The following is a 21,339-nucleotide window of genomic DNA, read 5'->3' on the forward strand; positions in this document are numbered from 1 at the left end:
CATCAGACAAAGTCACAAATGATAAGAAAAATCCTCCAGATCTTCCGCGAAATTTTCCTCGATCCGATGCCTCTGAACGAGTTCTCGGACTATGACGACTACTGGGAGAAAAGGGGCAGGCAGGAGCCGAAGCACCGCTTCGTCTGGGTTGCCCGCAGGCTTCCCGAGAGGGGCAGGGTTCTTGACATCGGATGCGGTGACGGGGCTTTCCTGGAATACACCCGGGATATCAGGCCGGATCTGGATCTCCTCGGAATCGACGGTTCCGCCGCCGCGATCAGGAAACTCGGGGAGAAAGGCCTGGAAGGGGCGCTTGTGGGTGATCTCAATTCTCCCGACCTGACAAGCTTCCGCGAAGTCGATGTGATTGTCGCGATGGAGCTCATCGAGCACCTTCCTGAGCCTGAACTGCTGATGAGGGAATTCCTCAAGACCAAGGCGCATGTCTTCTACATCACCATCCCGAACCTTGGGTTTGTCGTCAACCGCCTGCGCCTCGCGCTGGGTGGCAAGATGCCGCTCACGGCGATCGTCTATCACATCAAGGAACACCTGCGTTTCTGGACTGTGCGCGACTTCCACGTCTGGGCGGCTCACTGCGGGTTCAATGTCCGCGAGTATGCGGGACAGAACGGTTTTTTCGGCCTGTGGCGGATTTTTCCCTCCCTTTTCGCCAGGCAGATGATCTATGTGCTGGAACGCAGGGATTCCTGAGACCGCATGTGATCGCCCCCATTCCCGATATGAAAAAAATCATCACATACGGCACTTTCGACCTGCTCCACCGGGGACACATCAACCTCCTGAAGAGAGCCCGGGAAATGGGTGACTTCCTCGTCGTGGGCTTGTCGAGCGACAGTTTCAATGCGCTGAAAAACAAGAAGGCGTTCTACTCCTTCGAGGAGCGGAAGCTCGTCCTAGAGGCGGTTCGCTATGTGGATCTGGTCATCCCGGAGGACGGCTGGGAGCAGAAGGAACGCGATGTGGCGGAGCACGGCATCGATGTCTTCGTGATGGGCGATGACTGGAAGGGCAAGTTCGACCACCTGAAAACCCAGTGCGAGGTCGTTTACCTTTCGCGCACCGAAGGCATCAGCACCACGCAGATCAAGGCGGAGCTGCGGGTCACTGAATCATCGAACGTGGAATTCACAGGGTGAGGGAGATTTTCAGGAAACTTGCCGGAGCGGTCCACCGCCTCACCCCGAAGCTGAACCACGCGGTCATCTGGGCGTGGCCCGACGGCGAGGACAACAGCATCGCGCTGGAGCAGGCGCTGCAAGGCAGCACGGTGCGGAAAGTCATCCTGCTGGCGGGCGATACGGATGCACCGCCGACATGGGACTTGGGAGCGAAAACGCTGCGGGTATCCAAGGACAGCCCCGGCGGGTGGCTGCGCTTCTGTTTCGCAAGATACGTCTTTTTCACACACCCGTGCTACACGAGGCGCTTCCCTTCCAACGTGGTCTCCGTGAATGTCTGGCACGGCATGCCGATCAAGAGAATTGGCGGCATGATCGAAGGCGATCCGGCGATCCGATCCAGCCACACCCTTGCCACATCGCCGTTTTGGGGGGATATCATGCGGCGGACGATCAGCCCTTCCGGCGCCATGTTGGCTGTAGGGCTGCCGCGCAACGACAGGCTGTTTTCCGAAAAGCGTGAAGTGATGGGAAAACTCGGCCTCCCGGCGGGCACGAAGCTCCTGGCATGGCTGCCCACATACAGGAAAAGTGTACGGGGGCTTCCCAGGACAGACGGGATCGACACAGGCACCGCCTTCGGGATGGCGGATCTTGAGCCTGAAACCCTCAACGCATTCCTCGCGCAAAGGAACTCAATCCTGCTGGTGAAGCCGCATCCGATGGCGGCCTTCCAAGGCTTGCGGCAATGGAGCCATCTCCTCGTGGTGGATGATGCCTGGCTTGGCCGGAAACGCGTGTCCCTCTACGAGGCACTGGGTGCCACGGAGCTGCTGATCAGCGATATCTCAAGCGTAGTCATCGACTATCTTCTGCTAGACCGCCCCATCATCCATGCGTTCCCCGACCTGGCGGAATACAAGGATTCACGCGGTTTTACCGTGGAACCCGTCGAAGACCATCTCGCAGGCCCGGTGGTCAGCGACCAGGCAGGCCTGCTGGCCGCCCTCGGGGAACTTCTGGATGGCGCGGATCCTGATGCCACGAGAAGGGACAGGATGAGGCAGCTATCGCATGCACACACCGACGGGAAAGCGGTGGGGCGCCTGCTGAGGGAGCTGGGGATTTCCGGGTAAGGCGCGCGCCTCAGTTCCCTATCATCTCCCAGTCGATCTGATTCTCGCCGAATTCGGAAAGGAATCCGCGTATCTTGGCGTCCGCCTCGCCGATGGAGACCTCCTTTTCCTTCCATGGCAGCTTGCCATACCAGAGGGATACGGAAACGTAGGCCCAGCGCTGGTCAACGCCCAGCAGGAGGCGGTCTTTCATGTCCAGCAGGGTGCGCTTGAGGTGATCCTGGGTGATGCTGCTTTTCCCCACGAAAAAGTAGTAGGTCACACAGTCGAGGTTCACGTGCTCGGTGTGCTCCTCGTTGGTGGGGATGCTCTGCACGGAGATGAGACGTTTCACCGGCAGGGAACGGCCGTTGGCCAGCTCCAGCATCACGTCCGTGGAGTTGGTGATCGTATGCCCCTGGGAAGGCATGCACCGCTCCGGGCGGTGGATCGAATTGTTCAGGTCATGGCCGGAGAGGACGACGGAGAGATCCAGCCTGTCCGGTTTCTCGTCGGGAGCAGCAAGGCCTGTCGCGAGGTCGATCTCGCCATCACGCGCGGAGAGGCAGACGGCCTTGGAAAACCGGGTGTCAGGCGCGAGGATCTCGGTTTCCGCAGGGCTCGGGGGCTGGGGGAAAAACATCCAGTAGCCGGAGAGCGCGGGCAGATCCATGCTGATGGCGGATTCCTCCATCTCACCGGCCTCGGGAAGCAGGTGAACCGATGCCATGAGCCCGCCGGCGAAGAGGGGCAGCACCCAGTGGATGTGTTTCATGGGGATCATGCGGTGGATTCCTGTTGGCCTTTCGCAACCGTGGTGCGGCGGGTTTGCTTGCGCTTGGCGGCCTTCCACGGAAGGCCTCCCTCAAGCACGGAGTGGATGACGAGCAGCAGGAACAGCGAGAACGGGTAGAAGAGCAGCAGGCCGGACCAATCGTGCCAGGTGGTGGAAGCCCATTTCGCATCGCCGTATTCCGCGATCACAAAGATCGAGATGACCCTGAGCGCGTTGCCGATGATGGCGAGGGGGAACGCGCAGAGGAAAAGGAAAACCTTTTTCCACAGCGGGATCTTCGCCACATAGGCCCAGGCGGCGGAGATCATGAGCAGGGCCATGAGAGACCTGATGCCGCTGCAGCCGTGCGCGATGCTGAGGGGTTTCCAATCGCCTTTCACCGGCAGCACCATCGTACCCTGGGTGTAGGTCTCGACCCCCAGCAGGCCTGAGCCGTGGTGCGCCATTGCGGTGGCGAGCAGCTGGAGATGGGTGGTGGCTTGCTGGAAGGTGGGAAGAGGAATGGCGATCCAGAGGAAAAACAGCGGGAAAGCGAGCATCCTGGCAACCTGCCAGCCCCAGAGGCTCAGGGCGGATCCCCAGAGGATGAAGGGCAGGCCGCCCACTGCGATGCGCGGCTGCAGGGTCCTGTAGGCGGCGACATAGAGCAGGCAACCGACTGCCACGGACACCAGGCCCCACGCGCTGCCGGGAGCCACGGCCTTGAGCATGTCCTTGAACCGGTAGGCGATCAGGCCGAAGATGACAAAGGGAACGAGCTTGCCGTGCTCGTAGTCCGTGGCCGGATTCCAGGCGCTGTAGAGCCAGCCCAAGGTGGTGCGGGTATGGCCGGGGCCGTATTTCTGCTCAAAACAGAAAAACCAGAGCACCAGCACAGCCGTCAATGCTGCGGAAACCCATAGCCCATAACGGGCATCCGATCCCGGCAGCGATGCCACGCCGCCGCTGGGAAGGGGTTTCTTCTCGGTTTCATTCATCTGGCTGGTGAAGACCGAGCAATGTAATGGGCGGAAAACGGCTGTCAACCCCATAGGCAACACGGCCGTGTGCCCTTGCCAACGAAATCAAGGATTGCAGCGCCAGCCAGAAAAACGAAACTATCCACAGATCAACCCCGATTTTCCGCAGATTCCACCATGTCGATGTCCCGCAAAGATTCCCTTAGGATCCAGACGATCCAGATCATCGACGCTTCGCTGGTTTTCGTTGCATTCTGGCTGGCAAGCCTCGCAAGAAACCTGATCCAGGGATCCTTTTCATCATTCACACCGGATACGGATGCTCTCGGCGCGATGGTTTGGGTTCTCTACATCGCCGTCCCCTTCACGCCGCTTGTCCTGGAGCGCTTCGGATTCTATGAGAGGATGGGCAGGAAACACGCCGGAAAATCCGCCTGGCAGCTCATCCAGGGCATATTCATCATCGGCCTCGCGATCTCGCTTTTCGCCGTCTTCGGAAAGCTCGAGGGCACACGGCGCCTCATCCTCGGACTCGGCGGGGTGCTGATCTTCGTGATCCTTTTCATCCGCGACAGGGTCACCCACCAGATCATGCTCGGCAGGAGCAAGCGCGGGATCGGGAAGGAACGGGTCGTGATCGCCGGATCGGAGGAGGAAATCGCCGACCTGCTGGCCGATCTCGATGCGGAGGCCATAGCGGACTGGGATGTCGCAGAACACTTCGATATCTGCACCCGCGATCCCGAGGAACTCTACGACATCCTGAAACGGGAATCCGTGAGCCGGGTGATTTTCGCAAACAGGAACACCCCTTTCGAGAAAGTCGCGTCGGCGGTGGAGGCCTGCGAGCTCCATGGCGTGGAGGCATGGATCGCGGCGTCCTTCATCCGCACCCAGATCGCCAGGCCGGTGTTCGACTCGGTGGGCAGCAAGCCCATGCTCGTCTTGCGCTCCACCCCTGAGCTTTCATGGGAGCTCATGGCGAAGGACATCATCGACCGCAGCGGCGCCCTGCTGGGCATCATCGTCACTTTTCCCGTGTGGATCATCGCCGCGATCGGCATCAAGATCTCCAGCCCCGGCGCGCCGGTGATGTTCTCCCAGATGCGCGCCGGGCGCTACGGGAAGCCCTTCCGCATGTGGAAATTCCGCACCATGGTCGCGGACGCCGAGAAACTCCTCCAGCAAACCAAGGACGAACACGGCAACCAGATGGACGGCCCGGTCTTCAAGCTCGACCGCGATCCCAGGATTTTCCCGTTCGGCGCGCTGCTGAGGAAAATGAGCATCGACGAATTCCCGCAGCTCCTCAACGTGCTGGCCGGGGACATGAGCCTGGTAGGCCCCCGTCCCCTGCCGCTCTACGAGGTCGATGCCTTCAGCGAGATCTCCCACAGGCGCAGGCTCAGCGTGAAGCCGGGCATCACCTGTGAGTGGCAGGCGGGCGGCCGCAACAAGATCACCAGTTTCGAGGATTGGGTGGCCATGGATCTGCGCTACATCGACAACTGGTCGCTGTGGCTGGATTTCCAGATCATGCTCAGAACCGTACCCGCCGTCCTTTTCGGAAGGGGCGCAAAGTAACCCCGATTTCCCCCAACCAAGCCCGGTGTCCGCATTCTCCTCCATACTCTGGACCATAGGACTCATCCTAACAGTCACGCTCGGCCCGCAGCTGAGGATATGGAGCTGGGGGCCGGCCATGCTCTGCTTTTCGGGTGCAGCGCTTTTTGCCATACCCGCCCTCTGGAGGGAAAAAGGCGGGGCGGGCGATACGGTGATCGCGGCGCTTGGTGCCGCGCTGGTTTCCTGGATGGCGGCGAGGGCGTTCCTGACCCCCGTCCCTGAGGCCGCGCAGGCGGACATCCTGCTGCTTGCCATGGCGGTGGCGACCTTTGTCTCTTTCCGTGCGGCCGCGAGCAGCACCGCTGCGCTGCGCATCATCATCGCGGGAATCGCGCTGCTCACCTGCGCCAGCCTTCTGGTCATGGCAAGGCAGCTTGGCGACCCGGGCTTTTCTCCGTTTTTCTCGAAAATCACCTCTCGGTATCCAACGGGTTTCTACGCGCATTACAGCTACGGCGGATCATTCCTCATCGCCGTATCCCTGCTTCTCGGCGGCCTGGCCATGCATTCCAGGGAAAACCGCATCGTGAGGCTGTTGCTGGGAATCATCGCCCTGCTCGCATTCTGCGCCATCTATTTCACAAGGTCACGCGGAGCCATCCTTGGCGGGGCGGGCGGCTTCGGCGCACTGATGTTGCTCACGCTCGTCATCGGCAAGCGCGACGGGAGGAAATGGTTCGCCCCGGCTGTCATCGCCGTGCCGCTCATCGCAGGGGGCATCATCTTCGCGCTGGTCGCCGTATGGATGGACGCACAGGAAGCCCGCAACGAATCCGGTGGCTTCGCCGGCCTCCTCGACAACACAATCCGCTGGCACCTCATCGGCATTGCCATCTCCTGCATCCAGCTCCATCCGCTGTGGGGCGGCGGGGCGCGCAGCTACAGCTGGGAATGCTTCCGCTTCTGGGACATAGGCCAGATGGGGATAGGCAGCAACAAGCCGGAGCACGTCCACAACGAGCTGCTCCAGACCGCCTCGGACTACGGTATCATCGGTGCAAGCCTGCTCGTCGTCTTCCTCTGCGCCATCGTGATCGCCTGCATGGCAAGGACGGCCATGGACAGGCGCTCGGCGGCATCGCCCCATGCGGACGGCTGGCGCATCGGCGGATTTGCCGGGCTTGTCGGCCTCTTCCTGCAATCCAATTTCGAGGGGATATTCAGGATTGCACCGGGCGCGGTGCTCCTCGCCCTCTGCATCTCTGCGGCCTGTTTCGGGAAAACGGCCAATCCGAACCCATCCGGCCTGCGCCCATGGCTGCGTGCCTCGCTGGTTTCCGTGCTCGGGCTCGGAGCCATCATTTCCCTCGCCTTGGCAGGCACCCGCGGGACAAGGGTCTCCATCATCCTCTGGCCCAGCCACTTCGGGCCGGAAAAGCCAGGCCACGAGACCGCCATCGACGCCCTTGCCCGCGCCATCGAAATCTGGCCGCTGCAATCACTGTACCAGAAACGCGGGCTCACCTGCCAGAGGGCGGCAGCGGCGGAAACGTCCGCAGAGATCTCCCGGAGCTTCATCAAGCAGGCTCTGGCCGATTTCCAGGCCTCCTCAGAACTTCACCCCTACGATCCGGCTGCTGCGGTTGGCTACGCGAATCTCCTCAGCAACCTCGGGCGCCACGCCGAGGCGGAAGCCGCCTACACCCGTGCCATCCAACTCCAGGGAGGCATGGAGGCGGCCTTCAAATCCTATCTCAGCTCTGCGAAACATTTCCATGGGAAGGCGCTTTCCGAATATGATCCCGGCCGACCCGCCGATTCGCTCGCCGACTTCCAGATCGCGGCACGGCACATCGATAAGGCGTTCGCGGACTCCTGGATGCACGGCACGGAAAACCGCGTCCTGCGCGTGCTGATCCATCAGAATTACGGGCAAACCCTGGAAGCCGCCGGGGAACCCAAGGCAGCCCTCGCCCAATATGACCTCGCGGCGAAACTTCCCTACGGCGGAAGCTCGCACTATCACGCAGGGCTGCTGTTGGGACGCATGGCCGTGAGGAAATGGTCCGATCGCCGTGCCGAGGACGCGATGTTCCTTTTCACCCAGGCAAGCCAGCGGATCGGCACCGCAGGCGACAACCTGCCCGATGGGGTGACCCCGTCCAAAAGAGCCGAATACATGGAATACCTCCTGAACACGATCCAATATCTGAAAGGTGCCGGGATAAAACCCTCGGAAAGCGTGGATCTCGATCCAGGGAAATAACTTCCGGGAATCCGGTGGGAATCGCCCGCATCGTGGATGAAATGGGAGCAAAGTGTTGCCGAGGCCGCCAAGCCTGTCAACAATCCCCCCGCCCATGAAAATCATCAGCGGAACCGCCCATCGCGAACTTGCCGGAAAAATCGCGGAAACCCTCGGCCAACCGCTCGCCGACGTACAGGTGGACGCCTTTCCGGACGGGGAGACGGCGGTCAAGATCAACGAGAACGTCCGCGGCGAGGATATCTTCATCATCCAGCCATCCTGCCCGCCGACGAACCATAACATCATGGAGCTGCTCATCCTGGTGGATGCGGCACGGCGCGCCAGCGCGGAGCGGATCACGGCGGTCATGCCGTTTTTCGGCTACGCCCGCCAGGACAGGAAAGACCAGCCGCGCGTCCCCATCACCGCAAAGCTCGTGGCAAACCTGCTCACCTCGGCCGGGGTTCACCGCGTGCTGACCATGGATCTCCACGCCCCGCAGATCCAGGGCTTCTTCGATATCCCGGTCGATCACCTCTACGCAAAGCCCGCCCTCATCGGCTACCTCCGCGAGCGCCATCCGGACACCTCGAACCTTACCGTCGTCTCCCCGGACGTCGGCGGCGTGAAAATGGCCCGCGCCTATGCGGACGCGCTTGGGGCGGAGCTCGCCATCGTCGCCAAGCACCGCATTTCCGCAACCCGCGTCGAGGCCATGAACGTGATCGGCGATGTCGAGGGTCGCGATGTCCTCCTCGTCGATGACATGACCGAAACCGCCGGCACCCTCTGTGCCGCCGCGGAAATCCTCCACAAGCACGGCGCACGGCGCATTTTCGCCGGGGTTTCCCATGCCATCATCAGCAACCTCGCCAACGAGCGCCTCGCCAACTCCCCCATCGAAGAGGTCATCACCACCGATTCCGTACCCCAGGCACACGGCCCGAAGGTGCAGGCGGTGAGCATCGCACCCCTGCTGGGCGAGGCCATCCGACGCATCAACGGCGGCCAGTCCGTCACATCCCTGTTCACCGTATAGCTCCAAATCTCCCCAAAAAAGCGCGGCGGCCTCCCCCGAGGTTCCCGCGCTTTTTCTTTTCCCAAACAACCCGGCCTGCAACATGCTACCCCGCGTCCGGCCTCTTCCTCGAAAGGCGAATTTTGAAAGTTGAAAATTAGATGAACACACGCGAACAGCTACGCATCGAAGGCTTCGGCCTGATCGACGAACGCCTCAACTACCTCCTCGGCTGCCTGCAGGACGCGCTGAAGAGCGCCGGCCAATCCGCACTCCTGCCCTACATGCCGTGGTCGGGGCAAGTCCCTGAGGCCGGCGCGAAAACCCCGGACGACCTGCCGAAACTCTATTCGATCGGCTTCCAGCTCCTGAACATGATCGAGGAGCGCGTCGCCGCCGAGATCCGCCGGGAGCGGGAAAAGGCGCTCGGCGCCGATTCGATCCGCGGCCTCTGGCCACAGGCGCTGCGGGATCTCCAGGCCATCGGCCTCAAGCCCGCGCAGATCCTCGAAGTCCTCGATGAGGTCCATGTCGAGCCCGTCCTCACCGCCCACCCGACCGAAGCGAAGCGCGAGTCCGTCCGCGCCCGCCAGCGAGCGCTCTACGAGGAGCTCGTCCGCAACGAATACCCGAAATACACCGAGCGCGAGAAACGCCGCATCCGCGAGCGGGTCGTCACCACCCTGGAAACCCTCTGGCTCACCGCCGAGATCCACCTCGTCCGCCCGGACATCAGCTCGGAGCTGCGCAACGCCATCCACTACCTGCGCGACCTTTTCCCCACCGCCATCAACCGTCTCGATCTCCACTTCACCGAGGCATGGCGCGATGCCGGGCTGCCGCTCGATCTGCTCCGCTCCGCCGGGAACGTCCCTCACCTTAGCTTCGGCTCGTGGATCGGCGGCGACCGGGACGGCCATCCGCTCGTCACCCCGCAGGTCACGGAATCCAGCCTCGGCGAGCTGCGCAAGGCCGCCCTGCATCTGCTTGAAACGGAACTCATCAACCTCGCCGCCCAGCTCACCGTTTCCCGCAACCTCAGCGAGGTGCCCGAGGAACTCCAGGATCGCATCGACGAACTCACCTTCACCATCGGCAACGAGCGCAGGGTGAAGGAAATACTCGACCGCCAGGGCGAGGAGCCATGGCGGCAGCTCGCCAGCCTCATGGCGCTGCGCCTCAAGGAGCAGGCAAAAGGTTTCCCTGGCTACACCTCACCCGCCGGGCTGACCGCAGACCTCGACCTCATTTCCCGCACGCTTTCGGCCGCAGGCTGCCGCCTGCTGGAAGAGCAGGCGATCCGCCCGGTGCGCCACAAGATCGAGATGTTCGGCTTCCACCTCGCCACCCTCGATGTCCGCCAGAACTCCGAATTCCACGACCAGGCGATCGCCGAAATCCTCAGCGCCGCCGGAATCGAGGACGGCGGGAATTTCCCGGAATGGCCGGAGGAAAAACGCCTGGCTTTCCTCAACACCGAGCTGCAGTCCAACCGCCCCTTCCTCCACGACGGCACCCGCATCGGCGAGTATGCGGACAACGTCCTCGACACCTACCGCGTCCTCGTCCGCCACCACCGCGAGCGGGGCACCGCCGGCCTCGGCTCGCTCATTGTCTCGATGACGCGCCAGCTCTCCGATCTGCTCTCCGTCTATCTCCTCGCCCGCGAGGCCGGGCTGATGCTCCATTCCCCGGAAGGCATGGCCTGCACCATGCCCGTCGTCCCGCTATTCGAAACGATGGACGATCTCCACAACTCCCCCGGTATCCTCGGCGCCTTCCTCGACCACCCGCTCACCGCCCGCACCATCTCCGCCATGGCCAAGCCGCAGCAGCAGGTCATGCTCGGATACTCGGATTCCAACAAGGACTGCGGCATCCTCGCCGCCCAGGTCGCCCTCCAGCGCGCCCAATCCGCCCTAACGAAAACGGGTATCGAGAAAAACGTGAAGCTCTGCTTCTTCCACGGCCGCGGCGGCACGATCTCCCGCGGTGCCGGCCCGACGCATTGGTTCATGGCCGCCCTGCCGCATGGCGCGATGTCCGGCTCCTTCCGCATGACAGAGCAGGGCGAGACCATCGCCCAGAAATACGCGAACCTCGCCAACGCCACCTACAACCTCGAGCTGCTCCTGGCCGGCGCCGCGATCAACACCGCCCGCCACAGGCACCTCCCGGAAAAACCCGATCCCGCGGAGCGTTTCCTCGACACCCTATCCGCCACCTCGCAAAAGGCCTACCAGTCCCTCCTCCGCGCCGAGGGCTTCATCGAGTTCTACCGCCAGGCCACGCCCATCGACGCGTTGGAAAACTCCCGCATCGGCTCCCGCCCCGCGCGCCGCACCGGAAAGAAATCCCACTCGATCTCCGATCTCCGCGCCATCCCGTGGGTCTTCTCATGGACCCAGGCGCGCTACTACCTGCCCGGCTGGTATGGCGTCGGCTCCGCCCTTTCCGAGCTCAAGGAGCAATCGCCCGAAGACTTCGCCGCACTCAAGGAAGCCGTCGGAAAATCCACCTTCCTCTCCTACGTCCTCACCAACGTCGAGACCAACCTCGCCTCCGCAAACCTCGGTCTCATGCAGGCATACGCCGGGCTGGTAGAGGACAACGCCATCCGCGAGACTTTCACGAAACGCATCACCGAAGAATTCGACCTAACAGGAAAGCTCCTAACAGAACTCTTCGACGGTTCCATGGCAGACCGCCGCCCCCGCATGGCCAAGACCCTCGCCATCCGCGAGGAGCCCCTGAAAATCCTCCATCACCAGCAAATCTCCCTCCTCAAGGAATGGCGCGGCCACCTCGGAAAGGAAAACCAGACCGCCGCGGACGCACTGCTCCCGAAGCTCCTCCTCTCCATCAACGCCATCGCAAGCGGCCTCCGCACGACGGGGTAAGGAGAAGGACGCCTCCGGTTCCTTGGCGGAGAATCGGGAACGGGTCGCCCGGCTTCCATAAATGAGGCGGGACGCGCTCTTCACCCAGCTACAGCCCGCTCACCTTCACATCTCTGAACATGAAGGGATTGTCGCTGATCCGCAGAGGCCTGCCGCTGGCGGTGGTGACATCCTTGAGGATCACCTCGCGGGTGATGATGTAGGGAAACCCCTGCGAATATGAGCCGTCGGTCAGCTTGGGATTGAAATTCGCGAAGATCGCCGGACCCATGTCGCCTTTCGGATCCTCGGGGTCGGCGATGTGGAGACCGTCGATTGCGATGCGCGCGGGCATGTGGCAGGTGTAGCCGAAATCGTGCTGCCCGTCGTTGGAGCCGCCGATCACGCTGGGGATCCCTCCTCCGGGCGGGAGAAATCTGGAATTCCGGATGATGATGTCGCCGTCCCAGGTGCTGCCGTAATCCTCGCGCAGGTGGATGAAATGCCGGGCTTTCACCGTCGTGTTTTCCACGAGGAAAGTGCCGCTTCCGGTGAGCCTGATTCCCATGTAGCCGAGGGTCGAGTTGCGGATCGTCGCGTTCGTCACCCCCTGGTGCGCATCGAAACGCGAAAAGGTGCATCCGTCATAGGTGATGTTCTTGCAGAAGTTCGTGCCTATGATCCCCCAGTACTTGGAGTCCATGATGTCATTGGTCTGGCTGCAATTCACAAACGATACATTGAGCGCACGGGTGGCCGTGATGTCGTACGAACCCATGGCCACCCGCATGCCCGCACTGCCGATCTTGCTGTAGGTCCTGTGTCCGGTGAGCACCGTGTTCCTCACCATCACGTTGGCGCAGCCCGAGATGTTTATGAAACCATAGTATGGCGCACCCACGTCCCCCTCGCCCTCAATGCGGTGCTCCAACCCATCGATCACCACCTTCGAGCGGATGATGGAGATCCCCCTCGCGTGATACCCTGTGCCTTCCGAGGCATTGGCAACCGTCGTGAACCTGCCTCCCTTGATGAAAAGCGTCGCCTCGTCGATCGGTCGCGCCAGGACATCCGTAACCTGGTCGAAATCCCAGATGATCGGCGTCCTGGGATCGACGTTTCCCTTCTCATCCACAAGGAACGCATCGGTCTGCGGTGAACCGCTGTTCTGGTTCTTGCCGAGCCTGATGAAGCGTTTCTCATTGGAGTTGGTGACCGCGAGGATGCAAGCGCCCGGCAACTTCGCATCAATCCGGGGCTGGTTCCGCTTCAGGGAACTGATCCCTTTGGGCTTGAATGAATTCAGCAGGGACCGCACCTGAAAGACATTCGCACTGCTGTTTTTCAAATCGGTATCGTCGATAATGAATCTGGCAGTGCCAAAATCCGTGTTTGTCCTGATGATGATGGTGCGGTCGGCACCGCCGATGTAGTAGGTAGCCCCCTTGTCCGCCTCTACCGGGAGGCCTTTCGAGTTTGCGAAATCATGTGCCTTGGCCAGCGCCTCGAAATCATCGGATTTCCCGTCCCCCTTCGCACCGAAGTCACGGTAGCGCACCGGTCCCGGAGCTTCCTCCTGGGCCGGGGACTGCGCAAAAACCGAAGGACAGGTGGCGAGCAGGATGAAGGCAAAGGCGGCAGGGCGAAAAAGACTCATCAGGGAAGAGGATCGAAACAGGCCACACAAAGACCCGTCCCCCAATACCAAAAGAACCCGGATCGTCTTTCACCACCCGCCTAGGGAGAAGGACGCCTCCGGCTCCTTGGCGAAGAATCAAGCACGAAGAAACCCGGCTTGTGCAAAAGAGGCGGGACGCACTCTTCTCCTGATTGCGGGAAACAAAAGACCCCATCCCGGCTGGCGGAATGGGGTCTGAAATTAATCTGCTAATCTTATCTGCGGCGTCGAAGCAGGCAGAGGACTCCGAGAGCTCCAAGCAGTGCAGCGGATGGCTCGGGGACGACCGTGATACCGATGTTATCGACCAAGGTTTCCTGTCCGCCGCCAGTACCTGTGGAGGTGGCACCCCCACTGAAGGCGAGGGTGAATATGGCTGTGCCACCGCTCTCCCAAGTGCTGTCTGTCAAGCCACTGAGATCGACGAACCAGTTGCGTTGAGCCGCAGTCGCCGCCATCATGTCGCTTTCGGTGAGCGTTCCGCTGGCAGCTGTCCCGGAAATGGCACCACTGAAGGTGAGAGACCAGTCTTTGGCCGATTGGGCGAACCGTCCGACCGCGTCGAAGTAGAAGCCCTCCAGCGATTGGTCGGATCCCGAGTTGTTGGTCAGGCTGAAGATGAGGGAGCCGGGCTTGTTACTCCGATTCAGACTCAGGTTTGAACCCGAGTTGCTGCCTTCACCAGCACCGAACGTAGAAGCAGACGCAACCGTAGAACTCAGACTTCCGAAAGTGCCGTCGGTACTCGCTCCCGAGGAGTTAGTACCCCCGCCGTTCCACTGTCCCCAGGTCGAGGTGCTCGAGAGCGTGGCTGTTGTGCTGAGGTTGGTGATACTTGGTCCCGTGCTTGCGCCGCTGCCAAAGGTATCCCAACCAGCGGCCAGAACGACTGCGGAAGCGGGCAATGAAGAGAGGACGGATGCGCAAAGGATGATATTCAGGGATTTTTTCATGTTCTGGTCGGTTGGATTTGTTCTCGTTGGGTTCGTTGTCAGGTCGCAGATCGACCTTTCACTGCCACCTATTCCAATCAGTGCGCCACGGTTAACGCTTTTCTGAAAAAAACTTCCCAGACGGGCGGATCAGGCGGAAGCCGGAGTCCCCTTCCGGAAATAAAGGAAATTGCGGATTACATGCGGCGGCTTTCTGGAATAATCATTTGCAGGACGCGCCATGGCAAAACAACCCGATCCGGAAGAAACCTTCGTGCAACTGGTGGTCACCCATCAGGCGGCTCTCCGTGCCTTCGTGCTGTCCTTGCTGCCTGGGAGCTCCGAGGTGGACGATGTGATCCAGGAAACGAACTCCGAGATCTGGCAGAAGCGGGGCGAGTTCCGCATCGGGACGAATTTCAAATCCTGGATGTTCTCGGTGGCGAAGTTCAAGGTGCTTTCCTCGTGGCGCGACCAATCCCGCCGCAAGGAATGGGCGATGCCCGAGGAAACCCTCACGAAGCTCATTGATCGGGTGGAGACAGGGAACCTTGGATCGACGGAGGTGAGATTGGAGGCGCTGCGGGCTTGCCTCCAGCAACTGCGCCCGGTGGACAGGGGCCTGATCCTGCGCCGCTACATCGGCGAGCACAGCCTCGGGAAACTGGCGGCTGAGGTGGGCAGGAACGCGGAAAGCCTAAAGGTCTCCCTGCACCGGATCCGCATGGCACTCAGAACCTGCGTGACCCACAAAACCAGGATGGAGGAGCTGAACCCATGAACGCAAACGATTCAGCAGGGGGCGATTTCGATGTCAGTGCACTCTGGAGCGCTCTCGAGGAACTCGAGGAGGGAACCCTTGCACCTGAAAAACGTGACGAACTGATGGCGCTGATCGCCCGCTCAACCGAGGCACAGGCGGCATACATGGAATATTTCGAGATGGCTGCCATGCTCCAGGCGGAGGCCGCCATCCAGACCGAGCAGGGAAACCTGCCTGTCGTCGGGCAATCCCAGCTCCCGATCCGGTTCTTCCGGCGGGCTATATTCGCAGCGGCGGCTTTGGTGATCCTCGGGGCGATCATCGCATCGATGTTCGTTGCAAAGCAACCGGTGCCACTCTCGGCGGACGCAGCGGAGGGCACGCTCTGGAGCGTGGACGCGGAGCCGCGCGAACGGGGTAGGGACAACCGGAAAGTCACCGCCGGCTCAATCGTGCAGGTGAAATCCGGAACCCTGAGGCTCAGAGCCGGATCCGGAGCGGAGATGGTGATCCAGGGGCCGGCCAGGGTCTCTTTCCCGCAACTGGACAAGCCGGAACTCAGCCACGGCTGGCTGTGGATCGATTCAGGCGGATCGGAAAATTCCTTCGAGGTCGCCACTCCGAAGCTGTTGGTCCGCGACATCGGCACGCGCTTCGCAGTGCGCGTGCCGAAAGAGGGGCCGGCTGAGGTGCATCTGATCGAGGGCAAGGTCGAGGTCTTCGGAAAAGCCGACCGGAAAAAGATCATCACGCTGACGCCGGAAGGCCGGGGCTTCGCAATCTCAGGAGACGGCGAAACCACCGGCCTGTCACTGGCCCGCGATCCGTTTCCCGAACTCGCCGATCTGCTGGCAGCTCCTGCGAATTATGCAACCACGGTCAGCGGCCAGAACCCCACCGGATATTGGAGGTTGGGAGACGGGGCGACCGGGGCGCTGAAAAACGAGACCCCGGAAGGACTGACAGGACGGCATCATCCGAGTGCAGCGCCAGCGGCGATCGGCCCCGTCCCGGGGGGTGGCTGGCTCGGGTTTGGCGATGGCAACCGTTCGGCACATCTCACCGGAAAAGCGGTTCGTGCGCCCCTTTCCTTCGGCACCACTCCCTTCCACGAAGGCGTCCTCTTCCGCGAGGATTTCAAGGGGAAAGGCAAACTGGATGACGCAGAGCCGGATGCCTCCAGCTCCGGCGCGAAATGGATCGCCGCCCCGGTTTTCGGCAAGGATGGGGAGCTCGCGCCGAGAGAAGGCAGCGCCACGCTCGCCTTCGTGCCGGTGGAAGGTGTCGTTTATACCCTCGATGCATCGGTACGCTGGCTCAAAGGGGCGGGTTCATGGGTTGCACTGGGCTTCGCAAACGGCCAGAGCAGGGACACAGGCGTCCATAACCGCTTCATCACGAATGCAGTCGTCGGCCGGGCATGGATGCTGGCACGCAGCATTCGATCGAACGGGTCGCACAAAGCGTTTCTCGGCACCTCCGGCACAAACGGCGGGCTGGCGGATGACAGCGATTGGGATGGCACGCTTTCAGCCGCTGAGGGTGACATCGATCTGCGCATCGTCCTGGACACCAGCGGAGGCGGCGGAACATGGAAGGCCACTTGGTTCGCGAAGCGGCCCGACGAAGAGAGCTACCAAATGGTTCGCGAAACCACACAACTACTCAACGAGGAGATCCGCTCCGTAGGCCTAGCGACCAACGGCTCCGCAACATCGGGAAGGATCACCTCCTTCTCGCTGCGCGCCACCCGCGCCGCAAGTGCCGAGCCAAGAACGGATCTCGCCGCCGCACCCGCGGATGCAAACCGAAAGGAAGGCGCGGTCTCATTCTGGATCCGCAAAGAACCCGGGGCACGCGCCCGGGAGATCCTCTGGACGGCAGGGGAGCATCCGGCGGACAACGCGATCCGCTTCCAGCTTGATGCGGATGGCCGCGCCGGATTTTTCATGGAAAACGGGCGCTTCGATTTGCTCCTCACCACCGAGAATGGCATCGCCGATGGGAAATGGCACCACCTCGCCGCAAGCTGGAGCCCTTCCGCGGTCAATTTTTATCTCGACGGCAGGATGGCAGCCCGCAGCACCGAGTTCCGCGGGATGCAGCAGGGAATCCTTACCGAAGTGCAGTTCGGAGGAAGTCCGGCCAGCTCTGTGGGCTTACCTTTCACCGGCTGGGTTGACGAGATCGCGCAATGGAACCGCCCACTCACACCTGTGGAAGTGCAGCACCAGTTCCGCTCCGCCAAAGGAAAGTGAAACCGGACAGAAAAAACCTATCGGAAACACGCCGACGGACAATATGGAGAAGCACGCATCCGGCTCCTTGGTGGAGAATCGAGCACGAGGGACCAGGCTTGTGCAAAAGAGGCGGGACGCACTCTTCTCCATATCACCGCGCCGCCACGAGATCATACCCGCGCCAGTCGCCGATCTTCACATTCGCGAAGGAGCCGACGGGGAGTTTCTCATCGACCATGACGCTGCCGTCGATCTCGGGCGCATCCCATTGGGTGCGGCCGACGCCGGGTTGCTCGACGAGGACGCGGACGTCCTTGCCGACCTGTGACTGGTTCGTCTCCGAGGCGATTTTCTGTAGGGCGGACATGGCGCGGGACCAGCGGCTTTTGCGGGTCATGTGGTGGAGGTGGCCGTCGAGCTTCACGGCGCGGGTGCCCTCTTCCTTGGAGTATTGGAAAACCCCGGCGCGCTCGAAGCGGAATTCCTCGATGAACTCCAACAGCTCCTGGAAATCCTCCTCCGTCTCGCCGGGGAAACCTACGATGAACGTCGTGCGAATGCCGAGCCCGGGGATGCCCGCGCGCATGCGGCGCAGGAGATCGCGGATGTAATCGCCCGATGTGACCCGTTTCATGGCGGTCAACATACGGTCGGAAATGTGTTGGAGCGGGATATCCACGTATTTCGCGACCTTGTCGCACTCGGCGATGGTGGTGATGAGCTCGTCCGACCAATGCGCCGGGTGTGTGTAGAGAAGGCGCACCCAGAAATCTCCTTCGATCTTGTTGATCTCGCGCAGGAGGGTGCAGAGGGAATTTCCCCGGGTGGAATCGACGGGTGAACTCGGGTTCGGCCGCTGGCCTTCCCATTGGTCCATGCCGAAGTAGGTGGTGTCCTGGGAAATGAGGTTGATCTCCTTCACGCCGGATTTCACCAGCGCCTCGACCTCGCGGAGGACGGAATCCTGGGTACGGGAGCGGTGGACGCCGCGGATTTTCGGGATGATGCAGAAGGTGCAGGTGTGGTTGCAGCCCTCGGCGATTTTCACGTAGGCGTAATGATCCGGCGTGAGGCGGAAGCGCGGCGTGGTGTAGTCCGGGACGTACTTCGGCTTCAGCGTGACGAAATCGCGGGGATCGTCGGTGGCGGCGGGGCCTTCCGTTTTCCGGACTTCGTCGGAGTTCTTTTTGCCCAGCAGGTTCTCAATGATGGGCGCGACCTTGGTGATCTGGTCGAGGCCGATGAATGCGTCCACTTCCGGCATGATGCCGGGCAGGTCTTTCGCGAAACGCTGCGACAGGCAGCCGGCCACGATGATTTTCTGTTTCGCGCGCTCCGGGTTCTCGCCGCGCTCGTTCACCGCGCCGAAGATGGCGTCGATGGACTCTTGTTTCGCCATGTCGATGAACGAGCAGGTGTTGACGATGAGGACATCGGCAAGCTCGGGATCAGGTGTGAGGGCCATCCCGGCTTCGGCCAGGTGGCCGATCATCACCTCGGAATCGATCAGGTTCTTTGCGCAGCCCAGGGAGATCAGGCCGACCGTTGTTTTTTCCATGGGATGTGAAATTAGAATTGGGGGGGAATGATGAGCTCGTCGCCCGGCTGGGGATCGATCTGGCCGAAGCCGGGCATGGGGCTGGCGATGGCTCCCTCGGCGCTCACCTCCGTCACCTTGACGCGGCCGAGGATGCCGGTGTTGCGACGGATCGCGAGGATGGTTCCGGACTGGACATGCTCAGCCATGACAACCTCGATGACAAGGATGGCTCCCACCTCCGGGCTGTTCACGTATTCGGTGACGCGGCCTATGAGCAATGCGTCCCGGATCATGCGGGCGCGGCGGAGTTCGTTGTCGCTCTCCTCAAGCTTGCGCTGGGCGTTGTGCCCGGCCTCGTCGCGGTAGGTGTCCGCCTTTTTCTCGGCATCCTCCTTCTCGGCCGCGAGAGCTGCGATCTCCGCTTCCTTCCTGGCCAGATCCGCCTTCATCTTCTCGATCTCGGAGGGGCCGGCGGTCTGCGGAACGGGGTTCTCGCGGACTTCGCGAAGCTGCTTTTCGAGCGCAAGCCTGTCCTGCTCGATGCGGAGCTGGTCGATCTGGCTGCGCAACCTCGCGATCTCATCCTGCGGGGCGTTCCTCACCCCGTCCTTCATCCCTTGGAAAGAGAGCACCACCGCCGCAAGCAGCAGCGCGAAGGTTGCCCCAAGCAAAATTGTCATCGTGTTCACCCGGCGAAAATGTCTCCCATCCCCCGCAATGTCAACGAGTCCCTCTGGATCGAATTTTCCCGCCTCCCCATGAGATCCGTGTTGGACGGCGGGCGCTTGATCGCAGAGTATCCCGCAAGTGGATCTGTTTTCCGATATCCCGAAAAAACCGGCGAAAGCCTTTTCCGTGAGCCAGCTGGTGCGGAAAATGAAGCGCACCATCGAGGTGGAGGTCGGGAAACTCTGGATCGAGGGAGAGGTCTCGAACCTCAAGAAACAGAGCAGCGGTCACTGGTATTTCTCGCTCAAGGACGAGGGCTCTCAGATCCAGTGCGCGATGTTCGGAGCGCGCAACAAGGAGGGATCCGAGGCGCTGGAGGACGGGGCGCAGGTGCGGGTTTTCGCGGAGGCCACCGTCTATCTCGCCCGCGGCCAGCTCCAGGTGATTGTAGAAAAAGCCGAGCGCTCCGGCCAGGGGGACTTGCAGGCGCGCTTCGAGGCCTTGAAGAAAAAGCTCCACGCGGAAGGGCTTTTCGACGCCTCCCGGAAAAAGGCATTGCCCGCCTTCCCGCGCACCATCGGCATCGTCACCTCGCCGACCGGTGCCGCCATCCAGGACATCCTCAATATCCTCTCCCGCCGCGCCCCCTGGGTGCAGCCCGTGCTTTTTCCCGTCCGTGTGCAGGGCAAGGGCGTGGAGCGAGAAATCGCCTCCGCCATCGGAAAGCTCAACGCACCGGAAAAATTCGGTTACCCCCGCTGCGACCTGCTCATCGTCGGGCGCGGCGGCGGATCGCTGGAGGATCTCTGGTGCTTCAACGAGGAAATTGTCGCCCGCGCCATCGCCGCCTCGGAAATCCCGGTCATTTCCGCAGTCGGACACGAGATCGATTTCACCATCGCCGATTTCGCCGCCGACCTCCGCGCACCCACACCAAGCGCCGCCGCCGAGCTCGCCGTGCCCGATGCCGCCGAACTGGCCGCGAAACTGGATGGCCTGCAAAACCGCATCGCCCGCTCCCTCAGAAACCTCCTCCGCGAGCCAAGCCAACGCCTCGACTCCCTCCGCTCCGAGCTCGCGCAGGCCGCCGCCACCGGCATCACCGCCCGCGCTGGCGAACTCCGCGAGATCCGCCTCCGCCACGGCGCACTCCACCCGCTGCGCATCATCGAACGCCGCCTTGAAAAGCTCGCCACCCTCGGCAAGGATCTCCGCACGCTCACCGCCCACCAGCTCGCAAACCGCGCGGAAAAGCTCAAGCGACTCGAGACCATGATCCGCACCCTCGGCCCCGAATCCGCCTTCCGGCGCGGCTTTTCCATCACCATGGATGCGGACGGGAACATCCTCCGCTCCACGAAATCCGCCAAGCCAGGCCAAGCCATCCGCACCCGCCTCATCGACGGTGAAATCATTTCCAACATCAGATAAGACAATCCCATGCCTCCCGCCGCAAACCCGGAATTCCCTCTCCAGATCATCGTCCTCGCCTACATCGCGACGGCGATCCTGATCATCATCCTGCTCCAGCTCCTCCGCATGAACGGCAGGCTCGCCGCCCTCTCCGCCAGGCTCTCCCGCTCCAGCCGCTCAGAGAAACTCGCCGAGCCGGATGCCGAGCCCGGCATCGTAGAGGTCGGCCCCGGCACACCCTTCGAGACATTCCTCAAAGAGGATCCCGAACGCCGCACCCTCGCAAAAAAGGAACAGTTCAAAGCCTACCGGAAGTGGCGCGCCGAAAAAGGCCTGAACTGGTCCGCAAAGGATTGAGCAACATCTGTCCTTGCCCTCCGC

17 protein-coding genes are annotated in these 21,339 nt (G+C 61.8%); 11 read left to right on the top strand and 6 right to left on the bottom strand.

Going from position 1 to position 21,339, the window contains the following annotated elements; all coding sequences use genetic code 11:
- The first annotated feature begins 18 nt into the window (after positions 1-18).
- From HZ994_07545 to HZ994_07555, 3 genes are read left to right on the top strand one after another with little or no spacing between them, the layout of a single operon-like run.
- Positions 19-714 carry a methyltransferase domain-containing protein gene (locus tag HZ994_07545; protein QTN32190.1) on the top strand — a complete coding sequence of 232 codons (696 nt, stop codon included), beginning with the start codon at positions 19-21 and terminating at the stop codon, positions 712-714.
- A 29-nt stretch (positions 715-743) separates the two neighbouring features.
- Positions 744-1,160, top strand: a complete 417-nt coding sequence (gene tagD, locus HZ994_07550; GenBank protein ID QTN32191.1) for a glycerol-3-phosphate cytidylyltransferase — start codon at positions 744-746, stop codon at positions 1,158-1,160.
- A complete protein-coding gene (locus tag HZ994_07555) occupies positions 1,157-2,278 on the top strand; it encodes a CDP-glycerol glycerophosphotransferase family protein (protein ID QTN32192.1) in 1,122 nt (373 codons plus the stop codon). The genes tagD and HZ994_07555 overlap by 4 nt, the downstream gene beginning before the upstream one ends.
- A gap of 10 nt (positions 2,279-2,288) precedes the next feature.
- Here HZ994_07555 and HZ994_07560 read toward each other — a convergent pair whose 3' ends face one another.
- Positions 2,289-3,032, bottom strand: a complete 744-nt coding sequence (locus tag HZ994_07560) for an exosortase-associated EpsI family protein (protein QTN32193.1) — start codon at positions 3,030-3,032, stop codon at positions 2,289-2,291.
- Between the two features lie 5 nt (positions 3,033-3,037).
- Positions 3,038-4,030, bottom strand: a complete 993-nt coding sequence (locus HZ994_07565; protein ID QTN32194.1) for an exosortase/archaeosortase family protein — start codon at positions 4,028-4,030, stop codon at positions 3,038-3,040.
- Positions 4,031-4,195: 165 nt separating this feature from the next.
- Here HZ994_07565 and HZ994_07570 point away from each other — a divergent pair, with 165 nt between their 5' ends.
- From HZ994_07570 to HZ994_07585, 4 genes are all read left to right on the top strand, one after another.
- A complete protein-coding gene (locus HZ994_07570) occupies positions 4,196-5,596 on the top strand; it encodes a sugar transferase (GenBank protein ID QTN32195.1) in 1,401 nt (466 codons plus the stop codon).
- A 25-nt stretch (positions 5,597-5,621) separates the two neighbouring features.
- Positions 5,622-7,844, top strand: a complete 2,223-nt coding sequence (locus HZ994_07575) for an O-antigen ligase family protein (GenBank protein QTN32196.1) — start codon at positions 5,622-5,624, stop codon at positions 7,842-7,844.
- A 94-nt stretch (positions 7,845-7,938) separates the two neighbouring features.
- Positions 7,939-8,865: a ribose-phosphate pyrophosphokinase gene (locus tag HZ994_07580; protein QTN32197.1), complete on the top strand. Its 927-nt coding sequence runs from the start codon at positions 7,939-7,941 to the stop codon at positions 8,863-8,865.
- 140 nt (positions 8,866-9,005) lie between these two features.
- The gene (locus tag HZ994_07585; GenBank protein QTN32198.1) at positions 9,006-11,744 is read left to right on the top strand and encodes a phosphoenolpyruvate carboxylase; all 2,739 of its coding nucleotides are present in this window, start codon (positions 9,006-9,008) and stop codon (positions 11,742-11,744) included.
- A gap of 88 nt (positions 11,745-11,832) precedes the next feature.
- On the opposite strand, the gene HZ994_07590 is transcribed toward HZ994_07585, so the two are convergent.
- Both HZ994_07590 and HZ994_07595 read right to left on the bottom strand, forming a co-directional pair.
- Entirely contained in the window at positions 11,833-13,380 is a 1,548-nt protein-coding gene (locus HZ994_07590) for a hypothetical protein (GenBank protein QTN32199.1), read from the bottom strand.
- Between the two features lie 236 nt (positions 13,381-13,616).
- Positions 13,617-14,354 (bottom strand): PEP-CTERM sorting domain-containing protein, encoded by a 738-nt coding sequence (locus HZ994_07595; GenBank protein ID QTN32200.1) that lies wholly within the window; start codon positions 14,352-14,354, stop codon positions 13,617-13,619.
- A gap of 220 nt (positions 14,355-14,574) precedes the next feature.
- On the opposite strand from HZ994_07595, the gene HZ994_07600 reads away from it, so the two are divergent.
- Together HZ994_07600 and HZ994_07605 are read left to right on the top strand one after the other, a co-directional pair.
- The gene (locus tag HZ994_07600; GenBank protein QTN32201.1) at positions 14,575-15,114 is read left to right on the top strand and encodes a sigma-70 family RNA polymerase sigma factor; all 540 of its coding nucleotides are present in this window, start codon (positions 14,575-14,577) and stop codon (positions 15,112-15,114) included.
- Positions 15,111-17,354 carry a FecR domain-containing protein gene (locus HZ994_07605; protein ID QTN32202.1) on the top strand — a complete coding sequence of 748 codons (2,244 nt, stop codon included), beginning with the start codon at positions 15,111-15,113 and terminating at the stop codon, positions 17,352-17,354. The genes HZ994_07600 and HZ994_07605 overlap by 4 nt, the downstream gene beginning before the upstream one ends.
- A 133-nt stretch (positions 17,355-17,487) precedes the next feature.
- Here HZ994_07605 and rimO read toward each other — a convergent pair whose 3' ends face one another.
- Positions 17,488-18,894 (bottom strand): 30S ribosomal protein S12 methylthiotransferase RimO, encoded by a 1,407-nt coding sequence (gene rimO, locus HZ994_07610; GenBank protein QTN32203.1) that lies wholly within the window; start codon positions 18,892-18,894, stop codon positions 17,488-17,490.
- A gap of 11 nt (positions 18,895-18,905) precedes the next feature.
- A complete protein-coding gene (locus HZ994_07615; GenBank protein QTN32204.1) occupies positions 18,906-19,556 on the bottom strand; it encodes a hypothetical protein in 651 nt (216 codons plus the stop codon).
- A gap of 127 nt (positions 19,557-19,683) precedes the next feature.
- Between HZ994_07615 and xseA the strand changes: the two genes are divergently transcribed.
- Together xseA and HZ994_07625 are read left to right on the top strand one after the other, a co-directional pair.
- Entirely contained in the window at positions 19,684-20,976 is a 1,293-nt protein-coding gene (gene xseA, locus HZ994_07620; protein QTN32205.1) for an exodeoxyribonuclease VII large subunit, read from the top strand.
- A gap of 9 nt (positions 20,977-20,985) precedes the next feature.
- Complete coding sequence (locus HZ994_07625; protein QTN32206.1) at positions 20,986-21,315, top strand: hypothetical protein; 330 nt, start codon at positions 20,986-20,988, stop codon at positions 21,313-21,315.
- The last annotated feature ends 24 nt before the right edge of the window (positions 21,316-21,339 follow it).

This window comes from Akkermansiaceae bacterium (assembly GCA_017798145.1).
Lineage (GTDB): Bacteria > Verrucomicrobiota > Verrucomicrobiia > Verrucomicrobiales > Akkermansiaceae > Luteolibacter.

Bases quoted from the DNA above. Each gene is read 5' to 3' on its own strand.
- HZ994_07545 (QTN32190.1), top strand. From the start codon at position 19: ATGATAAGAAAAATCCTCCAGATCTTCCGCGAAATTTTCCTCGATCCG.
- tagD (QTN32191.1), top strand. From the start codon at position 744: ATGAAAAAAATCATCACATACGGCACTTTCGACCTGCTCCACCGGGGA.
- HZ994_07560 (QTN32193.1), bottom strand. From the start codon at position 3,032: ATGAAACACATCCACTGGGTGCTGCCCCTCTTCGCCGGCGGGCTCATG.
- HZ994_07565 (QTN32194.1), bottom strand. From the start codon at position 4,030: ATGAATGAAACCGAGAAGAAACCCCTTCCCAGCGGCGGCGTGGCATCG.
- HZ994_07570 (QTN32195.1), top strand. From the start codon at position 4,196: ATGTCCCGCAAAGATTCCCTTAGGATCCAGACGATCCAGATCATCGAC.
- HZ994_07580 (QTN32197.1), top strand. From the start codon at position 7,939: ATGAAAATCATCAGCGGAACCGCCCATCGCGAACTTGCCGGAAAAATC.
- HZ994_07585 (QTN32198.1), top strand. From the start codon at position 9,006: ATGAACACACGCGAACAGCTACGCATCGAAGGCTTCGGCCTGATCGAC.
- HZ994_07590 (QTN32199.1), bottom strand. From the start codon at position 13,380: ATGAGTCTTTTTCGCCCTGCCGCCTTTGCCTTCATCCTGCTCGCCACC.
- HZ994_07595 (QTN32200.1), bottom strand. From the start codon at position 14,354: ATGAAAAAATCCCTGAATATCATCCTTTGCGCATCCGTCCTCTCTTCA.
- HZ994_07600 (QTN32201.1), top strand. From the start codon at position 14,575: ATGGCAAAACAACCCGATCCGGAAGAAACCTTCGTGCAACTGGTGGTC.
- HZ994_07605 (QTN32202.1), top strand. From the start codon at position 15,111: ATGAACGCAAACGATTCAGCAGGGGGCGATTTCGATGTCAGTGCACTC.
- rimO (QTN32203.1), bottom strand. From the start codon at position 18,894: ATGGAAAAAACAACGGTCGGCCTGATCTCCCTGGGCTGCGCAAAGAAC.
- HZ994_07615 (QTN32204.1), bottom strand. From the start codon at position 19,556: ATGACAATTTTGCTTGGGGCAACCTTCGCGCTGCTGCTTGCGGCGGTG.
- HZ994_07625 (QTN32206.1), top strand. From the start codon at position 20,986: ATGCCTCCCGCCGCAAACCCGGAATTCCCTCTCCAGATCATCGTCCTC.